This window comes from Undibacterium sp. (assembly GCF_030683615.1).
Classification (GTDB): domain Bacteria; phylum Pseudomonadota; class Gammaproteobacteria; order Burkholderiales; family Burkholderiaceae_D; genus Undibacterium; species Undibacterium umbellatum.
Map to the genome: position 1 here is coordinate 25,863 of NZ_JAUXQE010000045.1, position 16,054 is coordinate 41,916.

The 16,054-nt window shown below is 49.2% G+C and carries 12 protein-coding genes; 10 read left to right on the plus strand and 2 right to left on the minus strand.

The annotated features are described in order from the left end of the window. The first annotated feature begins 615 nt into the window (after positions 1-615). The 9 genes from Q8K39_RS24670 to Q8K39_RS24710 all read left to right on the plus strand — a co-directional run bounded on the left by Q8K39_RS24670 (position 616) and on the right by Q8K39_RS24710 (position 12,944). A complete protein-coding gene (locus tag Q8K39_RS24670; protein ID WP_305263757.1) occupies positions 616-3,594 on the plus strand; it encodes an Rne/Rng family ribonuclease in 2,979 nt (992 codons plus the stop codon). A gap of 148 nt (positions 3,595-3,742) precedes the next feature. Beyond that, on the plus strand, positions 3,743-5,050 hold the full coding sequence (gene chrA / locus Q8K39_RS24675; RefSeq protein ID WP_305263759.1) for a chromate efflux transporter: 1,308 nt from the start codon (positions 3,743-3,745) through the stop codon (positions 5,048-5,050). Positions 5,051-5,134: 84 nt separating this feature from the next. Continuing rightward, complete coding sequence (gene moaA / locus Q8K39_RS24680; protein ID WP_305263761.1) at positions 5,135-6,253, plus strand: GTP 3',8-cyclase MoaA; 1,119 nt, start codon at positions 5,135-5,137, stop codon at positions 6,251-6,253. A gap of 43 nt (positions 6,254-6,296) precedes the next feature. After that, positions 6,297-6,920 (plus strand): molybdenum cofactor guanylyltransferase MobA, encoded by a 624-nt coding sequence (gene mobA, locus Q8K39_RS24685; RefSeq protein WP_370868678.1) that lies wholly within the window; start codon positions 6,297-6,299, stop codon positions 6,918-6,920. Between the two features lies 1 nt (position 6,921). Next, complete coding sequence (glp, locus tag Q8K39_RS24690; protein ID WP_305263763.1) at positions 6,922-8,223, plus strand: gephyrin-like molybdotransferase Glp; 1,302 nt, start codon at positions 6,922-6,924, stop codon at positions 8,221-8,223. A 108-nt stretch (positions 8,224-8,331) separates the two neighbouring features. Beyond that, positions 8,332-9,174 (plus strand): peptidylprolyl isomerase, encoded by an 843-nt coding sequence (locus tag Q8K39_RS24695; protein ID WP_305263765.1) that lies wholly within the window; start codon positions 8,332-8,334, stop codon positions 9,172-9,174. 424 nt (positions 9,175-9,598) lie between these two features. Beyond that, positions 9,599-10,843, plus strand: a complete 1,245-nt coding sequence (locus Q8K39_RS24700; protein WP_305263767.1) for a porin — start codon at positions 9,599-9,601, stop codon at positions 10,841-10,843. Between the two features lie 9 nt (positions 10,844-10,852). Continuing rightward, positions 10,853-11,281 (plus strand): hypothetical protein, encoded by a 429-nt coding sequence (locus Q8K39_RS24705; RefSeq protein ID WP_186951639.1) that lies wholly within the window; start codon positions 10,853-10,855, stop codon positions 11,279-11,281. A gap of 10 nt (positions 11,282-11,291) precedes the next feature. Continuing rightward, a complete protein-coding gene (locus tag Q8K39_RS24710) occupies positions 11,292-12,944 on the plus strand; it encodes a diguanylate cyclase domain-containing protein (protein ID WP_305263770.1) in 1,653 nt (550 codons plus the stop codon). Here the strand turns inward: Q8K39_RS24710 and Q8K39_RS24715 are convergent. After that, complete coding sequence (locus Q8K39_RS24715; protein WP_305263771.1) at positions 12,923-13,981, minus strand: questin oxidase family protein; 1,059 nt, start codon at positions 13,979-13,981, stop codon at positions 12,923-12,925. The two genes, Q8K39_RS24710 and Q8K39_RS24715, sit on opposite strands and share 22 nt — an antisense overlap. Before the next feature lie 90 nt (positions 13,982-14,071). Between Q8K39_RS24715 and soxR the strand changes: the two genes are divergently transcribed. Further along, positions 14,072-14,542: a redox-sensitive transcriptional activator SoxR gene (gene soxR / locus Q8K39_RS24720; RefSeq protein ID WP_305263773.1), complete on the plus strand. Its 471-nt coding sequence runs from the start codon at positions 14,072-14,074 to the stop codon at positions 14,540-14,542. 15 nt (positions 14,543-14,557) lie between these two features. Here the strand turns inward: soxR and Q8K39_RS24725 are convergent, their stop codons facing one another. Beyond that, entirely contained in the window at positions 14,558-16,036 is a 1,479-nt protein-coding gene (locus Q8K39_RS24725; RefSeq protein WP_305263775.1) for a DNA recombination protein RmuC, read from the minus strand. Positions 16,037-16,054 lie beyond the last annotated feature (18 nt).

Genomic DNA, 16,054 nt, shown 5'->3' on the forward strand with positions numbered 1-16,054 from the left:
ATCATTTTCGCTTCAGCATTTATGCTTTAGCAGTGTAAGAGGAATAAACGCCTATTTTACACAGGGGCATGTCCATCGGCCTCGCCTGTTTGCAAATTTGATGGAAAAGATGTGTATGCAGCGTCATTTGCAGGTCAAGGTAGCAGCCAATTGTTGTTATCGGGCATAGACAAATGAAGTTGGATCAGAGAGTTTGAATTGTAAGGATATTAGTCTGGCAAGAGGCGCGGGTTTAAATATGAACCTGTGAGCTTGCCGGTTGATGATTGAAGTAACAGGGTCGATTCCGCCAGACACAACACAATAAGATGGTCTGGCACCAAAGTTGCTCATCGCCTGGCGTTGTACTTGCTTGTTCAATCAACAAGCAAGTCAGACAACGCGGGGGACATGTGCACTCGAACTCTCTTACCTTGATCGTCCGCGCCCAACGCAAAACAGATGGCCGTTTTACCAGCTCTACCTGGCTTTTTATGCCATATAGACTTCGCCCTGCTTTGCCTCAGGCATTTCCCTCCCCCTCAAACACTCCGCTCCCGCATACATCCCGTATCAGCACAGTTGCCTTTATAAAAGAAGGCAACACAAGATGACCACCAGGTCACGGAGTAAAACATGAAACGTATGCTGTTCAATGCGACGCAGCAAGAAGAGTTGCGCGTTGCCATTGTCAATGGACAAAAACTCATTGACATTGATATCGAGACTGCCGGTCGCGAATTGCGCAAGTCCAATATCTACAAAGGCGTGATCACTCGTATCGAGCCCTCCCTTGAAGCCTGTTTCGTCAACTACGGCGAAGAACGTCACGGCTTCCTCCCCTTCAAAGAAGTTGCCCGCACCTACTTTAAAGAAGGTGTGGACGTACGCAATGCTTCCATTAAAGAAGCACTGCGCGAGGGCCAGGAAATCATGGTCCAGGTAGAAAAAGAAGAACGTGGCAACAAGGGGGCAGCCCTGACCTCGTTCATTTCCCTGGCTGGCCGCTATCTGGTATTGATGCCTAACAACCCGCGTGGTGGTGGTGTTTCCCGCCGCGTTGAGGGTGAAGACCGTCAGGAATTGCGCGAAACCATGGACAAACTGGACTTGCCAGGTGGCATGTCTGTGATTGCCCGCACTGCTGGCATAGGCCGCAATGTTGACGAATTGCAATGGGACTTAAACTACCTGATGCAACTATGGCGTGCCATTGAAGGTGCTGGCAAATCTTCTCCAGGCGCTTTCCTGATTTATCAAGAGTCTTCCCTGGTCATCCGCGCCATTCGCGATTATTTCCAGCCTGACATCGGTGAAATCCTCATCGATACCGATGAAATCTACGAACAGGCTCAGCAGTTCATGAGCCACGTGATGCCAGACATGGTGCATCGCGTTAAACGCTATAGCGATGATGTACCGCTGTTCTCGCGCTTCCAGATCGAACACCAGATCGAAACAGCCTATTCCCGTACCGTACCACTGCCATCCGGCGGCGCGATCGTCATTGATCATACAGAAGCCCTGGTGTCCGTGGACGTTAACTCGGCCCGCTCTACCCGTGGTGGTGATATTGAAACGACAGCTTTCAATACCAATCTGGAAGCAGCTGAAGAAGTAGCACGCCAGTTGCGCCTGCGTGACTTGGGTGGTTTGATCGTGATCGATTTTATCGACATGGAAAACGCCAAGAACCAGCGCGAAGTTGAAACCCGCCTCAAAGATGCCCTGCGCTATGACCGCGCACGTGTGCAAATGGGCAAAATTTCCCGCTTTGGCCTGATGGAATTATCACGCCAGCGCCTGCGCCCTTCGCTGTCGGAAGGCAGCCATGTGACCTGCCCACGTTGTAACGGCACTGGTCATATCCGCGATACCGAATCTTCAGCCCTGCAAGTCCTGCGCATTATCCAGGAAGAGGCAATGAAGGAAAACTCAGCAGCAATCCACGTCCAGGTACCTGTCGACGTTGCCGCTTTCCTGCTGAATGAAAAACGTGGTGAGATTCTGAAGATAGAAACGCGGCATCGCGTGACTGTCATCCTGATCCCGAACAAACATCTGGAAACCCCGCATTACAAGCTGGATCGCCTGAAAACAGATGATCCACGCCTGGAAGATCATCACGCCAGCTATGCCATGGCTGAGCAGGCTGACACCGACATCGGCTACAGCAAACGCCAGAAAGAAGACGTCAAGCCGCGCCAGGAAGCCATGGTCAAGAGCATTACGCCTGAGACAGCGCCTATCGTTGAACGCAAGGAAGTTGTACCTGTTATCGTTACGCCAGTGATAGCGCCGGCAGAACCAGGCTTCTTTGGCAAGCTGTTTGGCTTCCTGTTTGGTAAGTCTGAACCAGCAGCCCAGGCAGAAGCACCAAAGCCAGCAGAAGAAAAAGCTGGCGAACGCGACCGCACCGCCCGTGGCCCGCGCAATGGAAGTGGCAATGGTCAACGCAACCGCAATCGCCGCAACCGTGACCGCGATGAACGGGAAGACCGCCCGGCGAAGGCAGAAAAGCTAGAAAAGCCAGAGCAAGAAGCAGCCAAACCAGTTGCAGCGGAAAACCCGCGCCCACCAAAAGCCCCCAAACCACCACGTGAAGAGCGCGAATCCCAGGAAACCCGTCGCGAACGCCAGCAACGTCAACGTGACGAACGTAAGGAAAACCAGGCTCAGGAAAGCAAGGAAGAACCTATCCACAAGCATGTAGACCCTGTACCTGTCGATGTCATGCCTGCTGCACCACAACTGGAAGCACTGGAATCTGGTGCCGAAAACGATAACAGCGAGCAAGGCGAAGAACGCCGCCGTCGTCGCCGTCGTGGTGGCCGCAACCGCAATCGCCGCGACCGCGATGGTAACGAGATAGTCAATGAGCAAGGTGAATTGCCAATTGATGGTAGCGAAGTAGTCGATGCTGATGCAGGCAGCAATGAAGCAGTAATAAATGCGCTTGTAGCCCCCCCTGCTGTTGCCGTACAGGAAGTGACTATCGATGCAGTAAGCCATACTGCAGAAGTCAAGCAGCCTGTCGTTTTTGCAGAAACACCAGTAGCTACGGCGCCTGAATTTGCACCAGAGGGAGCAACTCCTGATGCAAATGTAGTTGATGACGTTGTTGCACCTGTCGTTTCTGCACCTGCATTAATTACTCCTGCTCCGCAGGAAGTCATCACTGCACCAGTTGCTATTGAAGTGCCTGAGGTGCCTGAAGCAGCACCAGCGACTGTAGAGATCGCTGCACCTGCAGAAGTTGCGCCTGCACAAACACCGACACCTGAAGTTATCATTGCTGCTCCCGCAGAAGTGGCAACTCAAGTTGCGCCTGTTGAAGTAGTGACAGCCCCGGTAATTACAGCTCCTGCCGCTCCAGTTCAGGTAGTCAGCACTCCGGCAGCAAAACCACTGGATGCAGCCATGCCTTTGGAAACCCTGCATAGCATGCTGAAAGAAGCCGGGCTGGAATTAGCCAGTACCGACCCTATCAAACTGCAAGCAGCCAAAGCCGAAGCAGAAAAGCTGGCAGCACCAGTACGCGTTCCACGTGAACGCAAACCTGCACCAGTCGCTGCCGATGAGCCATTGGTTATGGTGGAAACACGTCGTCCATGATGTTGATGGGCAGCCTGTAGGCAGTTTTCAATGCAGGCTTAAGGAAAAAACCGGCTTTCTTTTGATTGCCGGTTTTTTTATGCGGGTCATTAAATACGCAACAATATGTTGGCACAATGTTTGCCAATAAAATACCGAGAGCTGACCTTTGCCGACGCATGAGATTACCCTGAAAGCAGCTTTTCTTTACTGGCTTAAGCTGGGATTCATCAGCTTTGGTGGCCCCGCAGGGCAAATTGCGCTAATGCATACAGAACTGGTGGAAAAGCGCCGATGGATATCCGAGACACGCTTTTTACATGCACTGAATTACTGCATGCTTTTACCCGGCCCTGAAGCAACCCAGCTTGCCATTTACATAGGCTGGCTCATGCACAATACCAGGGGTGGCATCATGGCTGGCCTGTTATTTTTTTTGCCAGGATTCCTGATATTGATCTTGCTATCCTGGATATATATGGCTTTTGGCGACAATACTGTCGTCCAAGCGCTTATGAATGGCATCAAGCCTGCGGTAGTCGCCATCGTACTGGTTGCAGCCTGGCGCATCGCTCAGCGCACTCTAAAGACCGGCGTACTGATTGCAGTCGCACTTGCGGCCTTTGTTGCCATCGCCTGGCTACATCTTCCCTTTCCTCTGGTCATCATTGCTGCTGCGTGCACGGGCCTGATCTTTCGCAAATTCTGCAACACAGCACAATCTGCCCACCGACAAACCAAACATCAACATCTGCCCGCGATTATTGGTGACGACACACCAACGCCAGAACATGCACGCTTTTCCTGGTTAAAACTGCTCATCACGCTAGGCGTGGGCATCTTGTTTGCTGTTGCGGTGTGGCTGTTGCTTGCGCTCAGTTTTGGCCTGCTTCACCCATTAACCGATATGGCCAGCTTTTTCACCAAGGCAGCCATACTCAGTTTTGGTGGCGCTTATGCAGTGCTGCCGTATATGGTACAGGCAGCAGTTGAGCAATACCACTGGTTAAGTACAACGCAAATGATGGATGGTTTGGCACTGGGTGAAACCACACCCGGCCCCTTGATCATGATCGTTGCTTTTGTCGGCTTCATTGGCGGCTGGAGCCATGCTTTTTTAGGTGCGGATCATCTACTACTGGCAGCAGGCCTGGGGGCAAGCGTAGCCTGCTTCTTCACTTTTCTGCCTTCGTTTATTTTCATTCTGGCAGGTGGTCCACTGGTTGAATCCAGCAGGAATAATTTGCATTTGAATGCACCGCTGAATGCCATTTCAGCTGCGGTAGTTGGCGTTATTGTCAGCTTGGCCTGGATGTTTGCCAGCCATGTCTTTTTTAAAGATGCGGCAACTTTGGATATTCAAGCCATAGTACTCACTGCCCTGGCCGGTATCGCTGTATTCAAATTCAAGCTTTCTACTGTCAAGCTGCTGGCAGCCTGCGCCTTGGCGGGATATACCCTCTCACTATTAGCTTAAATTTAACAAAAACCTATGCAGTCACATGAGATTTCAAGTCGTGCTATTGTTCATTATTAAGCTTAAAAATTACTTGCCCTAGCCATGACGGAAAAATTTATTCCGCTATCAGAATTAAAACGATTTAGTCCTGCATTGTCTGTTCCAGAAGTATTGAAAACACCCGATGGCCAATTGCAGGATGCCTTGTCACGCCCCCTGCATGATCTGCGCATCTCAGTAACTGATCGCTGCAACTTCCGCTGTGTGTACTGCATGCCCAAAGAGGTCTTTGATAAAGACTATCAATACCTGCCACACAATTCCCTGCTGAGCTTTGAAGAAATCACCCGTATCGCCAGCATATTTGTCGCGCATGGCGTCAGGAAAATACGCCTGACCGGCGGTGAACCGCTATTGCGCAAGCATCTGGAACGCCTGATAGAAATGCTGGCCGAACTCAGGACTATCGATGGCAAGCCGCTGGACCTGACGCTGACGACAAATGGCTCGTTGTTGGCGCGCAAGGCGCAAAGCCTCAAGGATGCTGGCTTGACGCGTGTGACAGTTTCACTGGATGCGCTGGACGATGCGATTTTCAAACGCATGAATGATGTCGATTTTTCTGTCAACGAAGTACTGGAAGGCATCGCCGCAGCTGAAGCAGCCGGGCTTGGGCCAGTGAAAGTAAATATGGTAGTCAAGGCAGGTTTGAATGACCATGAGATCATTCCCATGACTCGTTACTTCAAGGGCAAGCCGCATATACTCAGATTCATAGAATACATGGATGTCGGTGCATCGAATGGCTGGAAGCTCGATGAGGTCACCCCCTCTTCCCAGGTGGTACAACGTATACAAGATGCCGGCATGCCACTGGTCTCCATGGGTGCAAACTACACTGGCGAAACCGCAGCCCGCTGGCGTCATGCAGACGGCAGTGGTGAACTGGGTTTCATATCAAGCGTCACGCAAACTTTTTGTCATGACTGCAGCAGAGCCAGGCTGTCAACTGAGGGTAAGCTCTATACTTGCCTGTTCGCCAGCCGCGGCCATGATTTGCGTGCCTTGTTGCGTGACACTCAACAGCACTCAGACCTGGCCATCGCGAATGTGATATCTCAAATCTGGCAGCAGCGTACAGATCGCTATTCTGAATTGCGCAGCCAAAATACGCCTGGCCGAGAGCAAAAAAAAATAGAAATGTCTTACATAGGCGGCTGATAACAGTATTATCCGTACTTTAGATTTCAGCAAATCGATTTCAGTGCCTACTTCTAGCCCTCCCTTAGACAAAAAACTGATCACTGGCCTGGTACTGGCGGGCGGCCGTGGCATACGCATGGGAAAGGTAGATAAAGGTTTGCAATGCCTTCACGGAAAAGCCATGGCTTTGCATGTGCTGCAAAGACTGGCACAACAAACAGCAACTGTCTTGATCAGTGCAAACCAAAACATCGACATCTATCAGGAGTTTGGTTTTCCTGTCTGGCAAGATCACATGGAAGGCTTTGCTGGCCCACTGGCAGGCATACAAACCGGTCTGCTACATTGCAATACACCCTACCTGATGTGCACATCCTGCGATTCGCCATATTTGCCGACCTACTTGGCAGACAGATTATCGTCTGCGCTGCTAGACAGCAAGGCTGAATTGGCCGTGGCGGTAACACTGGAAAGCCGGAATGGCATGCTGCAAAAACAAAGTCACCCTGTATTTGCCTTGATGAAAACCAGTGTATTAGGCGGACTGACAACTTATCTGGAAAATGGTGGACGCAAAATGCAAGCGTGGCATACCAGTCTGCAGATTTGCGAAGTCTTGTTTGAAGACAATACGGCATTCCGCAATATCAATACACTGGAAGAATTAAGGGAACTGGAAAACTGATATGAATACCCCCCCGGCACCTGCCAGGAACTTGCATGACATTACAGGATGCATGACTGACTACGATCCAGAAGATATCTCGGTACAACAAGCGCAAGACATCATGCGCAAATATATCCAGCCTGTTTGCGGCATGGAAAAACTTACCTTGCGCCAAGCTTTGGGGCGCGTACTGGCCGTCGACATCACCTCCCCCATCGACGTACCTGCCCACGACAATTCTGCCATGGATGGATATGCCTTGCGCAGCGAAGATTTGTCCGGCGATCAAGAGCTGTATCTGGACACTATAGGCACTGCCCTGGCTGGTGTCGCGTTTATGGGCGTAGTCAAGCACAATCAATGTGTACGCATCATGACGGGTGCAGTCCTCCCAGAAGGATGTGACACGGTCGTGCCACAGGAATTCACAAGCAAAGTCAGCGATACTCAAGTCAAATTAAGTGCAGGTATTTTGCGTGCAGGAGATAATCGCCGCCTGAAAGGCGAAGACTTGGCGAAAGGCAGAGTCGCCCTGCAAAAAGGCAAAATATTGACACCGGCCGATCTGGGTTTGTTAGCCTCCCTTGGCATTCCGGAAGTCAGCGTACAACGACGCTTGCGAGTCGCCATTTTTTCTACTGGCAACGAATTACGCTCTTTGGGTGAAGCACTGGAAGCAGGCTGTGTCTATGATAGCAATCGTTATACCCTGTATGGCATGCTGACACGCCTGGGTTGCGATGTGCTGGATATGGGTGTGGTTCAGGACAATCCAGATGCGCTGGAAGCCGCCATGCGCAGTGCTTGCGAAAATGCCGATGCAATAATCACCTCCGGTGGCGTTTCGGTTGGCGATGCTGACCATACCCAGCAAATGATGAAACGGCTCGGCGACGTAGCTTTCTGGAGTATCGCTATGCGTCCTGGACGGCCAATGGCATTTGGCAAAATCAAGTCTGCCGAAAAAAGTGCCTATTTATTCGGCTTGCCAGGTAACCCGGTAGCCGTCATGGTTTCTTTTTACTTTTTTGCCCGACAGGCTTTGCTGCAACTGATGGGTGGCAATATCACGACCTTGCCACTGCTTAGCGCCAAGTCGAACACCACCATACGCAAACGTCCTGGACGTACAGAATATCAACGCGGCATATTTGCTCTTGATGAAAACGGAGACCTTTGTGTCAGCATTACAGGCTCTCAAGGATCTGGTATTTTGCGTTCTATGTCAGAAGCAAATTGCATGATAGTTCTGAGTCATGATCAATCTTCCGTAGCCGCAGGTGACAAAGTCAATATTTTGCTGTTTGATGGCCTGATTTAACAAAATACGGCTGCAATTGTATAGAAATCGTAACAGCTTCTGACTTGTTGATAAAAAAAGGAATAAGCAAAGTAAAATACCCGCATTTATTTACTTTTGGAGAACAGTTTGAAAGCGACAACATGGCTATTGGGTGCCTGTGCATCTCTCGTATTGCTGAGTGGCTGCGGCGGATCAAAATCGGATACGCCAGCAGTAACACCTTCAGTGACAAAAGTTACTACTGACCAAGTGGTCTATCGCAAAGTTACCAATTTTACGATTACCGGCCAAAATCTGGATAAAGGTTATAACGCCAGCATTCCAGCTTGTCTGAGCATCACTGAACTGGCGGGCGGTACGGCCACACAAAGAGTATTGTCCTGCAAACTTATAGGTGTTGGCTCGACTACTTATACGATCACCGCAGCAAACGGCACGACCCTTTATTCGGGAATTGTGGATCTAACACTTAAAGCGCAACCACAAGTAACGATGACGACCAGCCTTGGAAATATCGTATTGGAACTCAATCCGGCAAGAGCACCCATTACTGTTGACAATTTCCTCAACTATGTGGAAAGTGGATTTTATGTAAATAAAATTTTCCACCGCGTCATTAAGAACGCCATTGTTCAGGGCGGTGGCTTTACTGTAGATTTGCAGCAACCCACAACACAGTCGCCAATCAGATTGGAAACACCAAATGGCCTGAGCAATCTGCGTGGCACCATTGCCATGGCCCGCACCAGCGAGGCCAATTCGGCTACGGCACAGTTCTATCTGAATGCCGCTGACAACGCAGGTTTTGACGGGCTGACTGCAGGTACTGGCTATGCTGTATTTGGCAAAATCGTTACTGGCCTCGACATCATGGACAAAATCAATGTCGTCCCAACTACAACAGCAGCAGGTATGACTGATGTACCAGTAACACCCGTATTCATTAATTCAATGGTACAAACACAATAACATGATATGCTGCTCTTGCAGCGCTCATGCTCATGAAAGTTGTTAAAAACAGGAGCTTCGCGCTCCTGTTTTATTTTTGGGATGGGGTGAAGATGAAAAAACCATGGCAAACAATATGAGTCTTGACTCGGCTGACAACAATGACTTCAGGCACAACATTGGGTGCTGAGACGCTCAGCAACTCCCTCAGCGACGGCATCCGCAACAACCAAGACTGAGCTGATGGACTTGGATAGCGCCTACAAAACACATTGCCTGAAGCCCTGCATAACAGCATATAAGATTTGCTGCTTGCGAAGCAAAAATCGCCAGAAAAAAAATAACAGTTTGGTTACCTGCAGCGTCTGTGAAACCTATTATCAGACATTGCTCAACAATAGCTTGCCTTTGATTGTGTAGCACTTTACCTTTGTAGTGAGGTTCTATGTCAAGCAGGTTTTCACGTCTACTTTTAAGCATCAGCATGTTGAGCCTGGCAGCGCCGTGCTTGGCTGCAGATGACAAACCGTTATCTATCAGCGGCTTTGGTACGCTTGGTCTGGTCCGCAGTGATAGTCGTCAGGTTGATATAGTTCGCGATCTGACGCAAAACGATGGCGTTGGTTTTACCAGGCAAACTGATTTTGGTATGGACTCCAATTTTGGCATCCAGATCAACAAGAATATCAACGACAATATCGATACTGCCCTGCAAATTATCAGCCGCAGGTCAGCGAATAATTTTCAACCTGAAATCACCTGGGCCTATGGTCGCTACCTACCCAGCGACAACCTGCAGCTACGTGCAGGTCGCCTGGGGTTTGATGTCTACCTGCTGGCTGATTCGCGTAATGTAGGCTATTCCTATCAATGGGTACGGCCACCAATAGACTTCTTTGGCAGCCTGATCATCTCGTATTTTGATGGCGCAGACATGATTATTTCCAAACCATTAGGTGATGGTGTTTTTCGCGCCAAAGTATTCGCTGGAGTGGCACGCGAAAAGACTTTTACCGGCAATACGGATGAATTTTTATCCTCGAACCGTTCTCGCCTGCTGGGTGGGCATATCGAATACCAAACGCAAAACTGGATATTTAGACTAGGCTATTCCCAGTTGAGATTCAAAAACGACTTTCCTTCGCTGCAACCGCTGCTAGACAGCCTGCGCTCTCCTTCTCTGAATGGCCTGATCCCCAGCGCGGCAGGTCTGGCCAGTGATCTGTCACTGGAAGGAAAAAAATTCAAATACCTGTCTGCTGGCATCGCTTACGACCAGGGACCATTACAGGCTCAATTGATGCTCAATCAACTCAGCTCTGAATCCCTGCTATTCCCGACTAATCGGGCCGCCTATCTGACTATGGGTTACCGGATAGATCAATGGACTCCCTACTTCACGTATTCCGCATCCCGCCCTGCAGACCGCAAAATCTACACCCCTCTGCCAACAGGTATCAGTCCTGATATTGACATGCTGGCAGCGGGCTTTGAGCAAGCCATTGAAAATCAGTTCAATCACCAGACCACTATATCTCTGGGCCTGCGTTACGACCTGACAGAGAAATCAAATATAAAATTACAATATGACAATATAAGTATCAAAGACTATCTACTCGTACGCAATAAGCAGGCCGGATGGAATGGCAGGGCCAATTTGATCAGTGTTGCCTACAATTTTATATTTTAGGAAAAACTGATGAGAGCCATATATCATCTTCTCTTATATGTCAGCTTCTGGAGTTGTTGCCAGGCAGCGCAGGCTGATCTGGTTGTGATAGCCAATCCACAAAGCGGCATAGAAAAATTGAGCAAAGATGAAGTGATCAACCTGTATATGGGAAGAAATCGCAAACTGACCACGGGGATGAACGCCATGCCGCTTGACCTGGCGGCAGTCAATGCTGAAAAAGCCAAATTTTATGCCATGCTAGTGAATAAGAATTTACCGGAAATTAATTCATACTGGGCCAGATTGATGTTTTCTGGACAAGGTTCCCCACCCTTACAAGTGGAGACAACAGATGAAGTATTGGATATAGTAGGTAGTAACAAGGCCGCCATTGGCTATATAGAGAGAAAGAAACTGGATAAACGGGTAAAACTGATTTATGACCCTACACAGTAAGTGATTTTGCATGTTAAGACTGCTACGTACCAGTATTGTCTATCGCAGCGCATTTATTGTGCTTGGCATTGCTCTGCTTGTCGGTATTTTCTTTGCCTTGCTCAGCTATCATTTCTCGGCAAAGTCCGAACAAGAACAGGCGCGCCAGCGCACGCAAGCCTCACTGAGCACAGTGGAAAACACCGCAAGCATCGCCTGCTTCGTACTAGACCAGAATCTGGCTGCAGAACTCGCGCGTGGATTAATAAAGAATGGAGACATCAGCCGCGTGCAGATTATCTCGGACGGTAAAGTTCTTGCTGAAGCAGACAAGCAAAGCACACAAAAATCAGAACCTTCTGCACTCACCATGTTGCCAAGCATTGATGCCTCAAGCCAATTGGTCCATGAGGTCTATTCCCCCTTCAATTCCAAAGAGAAAGTCTGCGAAATTCACCTTGACCCGAACCTGGATTTCATCCGTGAGCAAAGCACATCCAAAGCACGTTTCATTATGTATTTGCTGTTACTACAAGCCTTAGCGATGGCATCTGCTGTGGTGTATGTGGTGTTGAATATGATTACCAAACCGATCAAGAATATCTCAGACCGATTGCATACTCTTGCCCCTGAATCTGGTGACAAGCTGTGTCTGCCCGATGGCAATGAAAAAGATGAAATAGGTCAATTGGTGCGTGACGTCAACACGCTGGTCGCCAGTTTATTGGAGACCTTGAACGAAGAACGGACTTTGCGTATCAAACATGCAATCGGCGAAAAGAAATTTCAAACCATTTTTGAAAACGCAGAGACCGGGATATTTCAGCTCAATTTTGCTGGCGAATTGCTTTCCTATAATCCCGCATTTCTGCGCATGTTCAGCCTGGATGCAAGTAGTGACAGTACCAAGATAGCGAATGCCTTGACGTCCTTGCTAGAAGGGCAAGAACTGCGCCTGCATTTGATGATAGATATGGCCATCAATGAAGCTAAAGTCATGTCTGACGACTTTTATATACAACTGGCAGCTTCAACCCACAAGAAATGGGTCAATCTTGTGATTAGCCCTGCCGAAGATGGTATCTTGCAGGGCTTGGTCAATGATATAACTGAACGCAAATCACAGGAAGAAAGCGCCAACCAGCTCGCAGTCACCGATCATTTGACCGGCATCAATAACCGCCTGGGCTTTGAAAAAGAAATCAGCCGCCTTTCCAAAGAGCATGGAAATGGAAATGCTTCGGGATTCTTCTTATTGATGATAGACCTGGATAAATTCAAGCAAGTCAATGACAGTCATGGTCACATAGTGGGCGATCAGGTATTGGTCCATTTTTCTCAGCTTGTCAGCAATACTGTCAGAAAATCCGATTTTGTCGCGAGGCTGGGTGGCGATGAATTCATCATCTTGCTCAAAGACTTGACGAGTCTGGAAAAAGCAGAAGAGATAGCACAAAAAATAATCACCCTGGTCAGCGAGCCAATCAGCATAAACGACAAGCTATTTGTACAAATTGGGGCCAGCATAGGAATCAGCTACACTGGCCCGACAGAATTCATTGCCGACAATTTATTAAGACAGGCAGATGCAGCCATGTATGAAGTCAAACGCAGTGGCAGGAATGCCTATCGCGTAGTCCATCTCGATGCTTATCAAAATCATCAGTATGCCGGGACTGCGTGATCTGCCAGCATGTCCATGACTACTGCTTGATACAAGATGCTGGACGACAAACTGGCTTCCTGACTGCAGGTGTAAGTCAATTTAATGACATGATCATCATCGATATTGATTGCCTTGGTAAATAGGGTGGGCCAGGGATCAGCTTCAGGATATAGCAGAAGCATCTCGCTTTCATAAGCAGCAATGTCTTTCAAGGCTGGTGCGCCAACAGATACATAGGCTGCGCACAAGGCTATCCATAGATCCTGCAAGCTCCTGGCGATGGTTTCACTTTCGAGATATGGCAGTATCTGTCGCAGTGCATTGACAGCAGTAACAATATGCAAGATGGTGAAATCTCTGGTTTGACCGTAGGCCGTCATTGCCCAACGAGCAAGTTCATCCAGAAGATGCTCTGATACCGGCGCGGCTGGCAAATGACGCAAAAACTGTTCATCATTGACAACGGCTTGCATTTTTTCAGTGATCATCCTGCCCGGATAGAGCTTACCTTCCATGCCATAAGACAAATGCTGAAACCCTGCTGCGACCGAGTTTGCAGGCGGCCTCCCTGACATATTGATGTTAATGTCAAAATTAGCAACTACCAGTGAAGCAAGCCCGGCAGCGATTTCACCATTGTGCTCCGCCTGCAAGCCATAGGAAAGTCGTATTAGCGCATGAAAAGCTGTGGTTGCCGGAGCAAATGGGACCAACGCCAAAACTTCATTGATGACTTCGTTTTTGCAGCACTCAGCGATACGCGTGGCAAAACACGTTTGTAAGTCAGCAAAACTGTCTCGTTTTCCCAAATAAACACGGAAATTTTCGTACTCGATAATTTCATTTACTGGCAATCGCGGCAATGCATATGACACCTGCCAATGTACAAAAAATTCTTGCAGGCGTTCAGCGCTCGCCCCCATACCAGCGAGAGCGCACAATGCCATAGGGCAGTGATTAGTCGTACCTTTGGCATTCAAGGCAAACTCGCTGTTTTTGTCCAGCAAATCCCTCAGAATTGCATTGCCACCCATTGATGTTATCGAAGTCCTCATTCGCATTCTCCATACTTGATTGAACTTGCTGTAGTATGCAAGTTCAAGTTAACTTGAAGTCAAGCGTTTTTTCAGAGAAAAAATTGGATCATGGCAACTATCAACACTGCAAATTTGATCAGCATAGGTGAACTTGCCAAACGTTCAGGAATCGCTGCCAGTGCTTTGCGCTTTTATGAAAGCAGGGGCTTGATCAGCAGCGTACGCGGCCCTGCGCAACGACGCCAGTTCCAACGGGAAGTATTGCGTCGTGTGGCCTTTATAAGGGCAGCACAAACTGCTGGTTTAAGTCTGGAAGAAATAGAAACTACACTGACCGCCCTGCCCGATCAAAGAACGCCAACAAAACAGGATTGGGAGAAACTGTCAAAATCATGGCAGCCATTGATAGAGGAACGCATCAGGTCTTTGACAGCTTTGCGTGACCAGTTAAGCTCATGCATAGGTTGTGGCTGCCTTTCACTCAAATCCTGTGCTTTATATAATCCACAGGATATAGCTAATAATAAAGGCACCGGACCACGTTATTTGATGGGGGATAAATCTTCGGACCTGGTCTAATTTGTTTGATTTACGTTATTCTGTGTCTGCATCAATTGCATCACTGCCGGTTCCCAGCAAGTTTTGCGCTGTGTCTGCCGGCAGTGCTTCTACACTCTTCAATTTTCTGGTCATCTGCCTCGTCCTGACCTCAGCCTGATCGATATTTTTCGCTGCCTTTTCCAGTGCGACTTTGGTCGCAGTCAGCACATCTGCAAATTTGCCAAACTCTGTCTTGACTGCGCCCAGCACCTGCCAGACTTCGGATGAGCGCTGCTCCAGCACCAGGCTGCGAAAACCCATTTGTAGACTATTCAGCAATGCTGACAAAGTCGAAGGGCCAGAGATGGAGACGCGGCAAGTGCGCTGCAATTCATCAGCCAGGCCTGGCCTGCGCATGACTTCTGCGTACAGGCCTTCAGTCGGCAAGAACAGGATGGCAAAATCAGTGGTCAGCGGGGGCGACAGGTATTTTTCGGAAATGGTTTTGGCTTCGAGACGTATCGCTCTCTCCAGTTCTTTGCCTGCCTGCGCCACCCCTTCTGCATCTGCACGTTCGGCAGCATCGATCAGGCGCTCATACTGTTCTTTGGGAAATTTAGCATCGATGGGCATCCATACTGGGGCCCTGTTTTCTTCCTTGCCAGGTAGCTTGATGGCGAACTCCACCCTTTCACCTGAGCCTGGTACGGTTTCTACATTCTTGGCATATTGGTCTGGCGTCAGCATTTGCTCCAGCACCATTTCCAGTTGCACCTCACCCCAGGTGCCACGGGTTTTCACATTCGTCAGTACCCGCTTGAGATCCCCTACACCTATCGCAAGCTGCTGCATCTCACCCAGACCCTGATGTACTTTTTCGAGACGGTCAGAAACCAGCTTGAATGATTCGCCCAGACGCTGTTCCAGCGTGGCATGCAGCTTTTCATCGACGGTCTTGCGCATTTCTTCGAGCTTGCCTGCATTGTCTGCCTGCAATTGCTGTATTTTTTGTTCCAGCGTTGCGCGTATTTCATTCATGCGCTGGGCATTTGATTCTGTCAGCGCAAGCAGCGTTTGATTCAGGCTGTCACCAAAGCGCTTCAGGCTTTGGCCTTGCTCGTCACGGGCAACCTGGCCTTGCAGGATGAAAGCTTGCCTGAACTGTTCCAGTTGCTGGGCATTGGTTTCATTGAGCTTCACCAATTGCTGGGAAAAAGCATCGATCTGGTTGTTTTGCAGGGTCGCCACGCTGGTCAACTGGGCTGCCAGGTTTTGCTGTAACTGCCCAAAGCTGCCAGCCAGTTCCTGACGGCCAGTCTGGGCTGTCAATTGCACCTGCTCTCTCAGTGCGCGTTCACTGCGCTCTTGCGTCATTTGCGACTGCAGTGATTGTTGTTGGGTCTGGTGCAGTTGTTCCTGTATGGCGGCTATGCCACCTGCATCCTGGGTATCAGACTTACGCAGCAAAAGAAAAATATTCAAGACCACGGCCAGCGCAGCCAGCAAAAGTATTAGTACCTCAAACATGCTCATAGAAAATATTCAGGTGAA

What these genes read in the sequence shown, in the direction of transcription:
- Q8K39_RS24705 (WP_186951639.1), top strand. Translation starts at nt 10,853, where the DNA reads ATGAGAGCCATATATCATCTTCTCTTATATGTCAGCTTCTGGAGTTGT.
- Q8K39_RS24725 (WP_305263775.1), bottom strand. Translation starts at nt 16,036, where the DNA reads ATGAGCATGTTTGAGGTACTAATACTTTTGCTGGCTGCGCTGGCCGTG.
- moaA (WP_305263761.1), top strand. Translation starts at nt 5,135, where the DNA reads ATGACGGAAAAATTTATTCCGCTATCAGAATTAAAACGATTTAGTCCT.
- Q8K39_RS24715 (WP_305263771.1), bottom strand. Translation starts at nt 13,981, where the DNA reads ATGAGGACTTCGATAACATCAATGGGTGGCAATGCAATTCTGAGGGAT.
- Q8K39_RS24700 (WP_305263767.1), top strand. Translation starts at nt 9,599, where the DNA reads ATGTCAAGCAGGTTTTCACGTCTACTTTTAAGCATCAGCATGTTGAGC.
- soxR (WP_305263773.1), top strand. Translation starts at nt 14,072, where the DNA reads ATGGCAACTATCAACACTGCAAATTTGATCAGCATAGGTGAACTTGCC.
- Q8K39_RS24710 (WP_305263770.1), top strand. Translation starts at nt 11,292, where the DNA reads ATGTTAAGACTGCTACGTACCAGTATTGTCTATCGCAGCGCATTTATT.
- glp (WP_305263763.1), top strand. Translation starts at nt 6,922, where the DNA reads ATGAATACCCCCCCGGCACCTGCCAGGAACTTGCATGACATTACAGGA.
- Q8K39_RS24670 (WP_305263757.1), top strand. Translation starts at nt 616, where the DNA reads ATGAAACGTATGCTGTTCAATGCGACGCAGCAAGAAGAGTTGCGCGTT.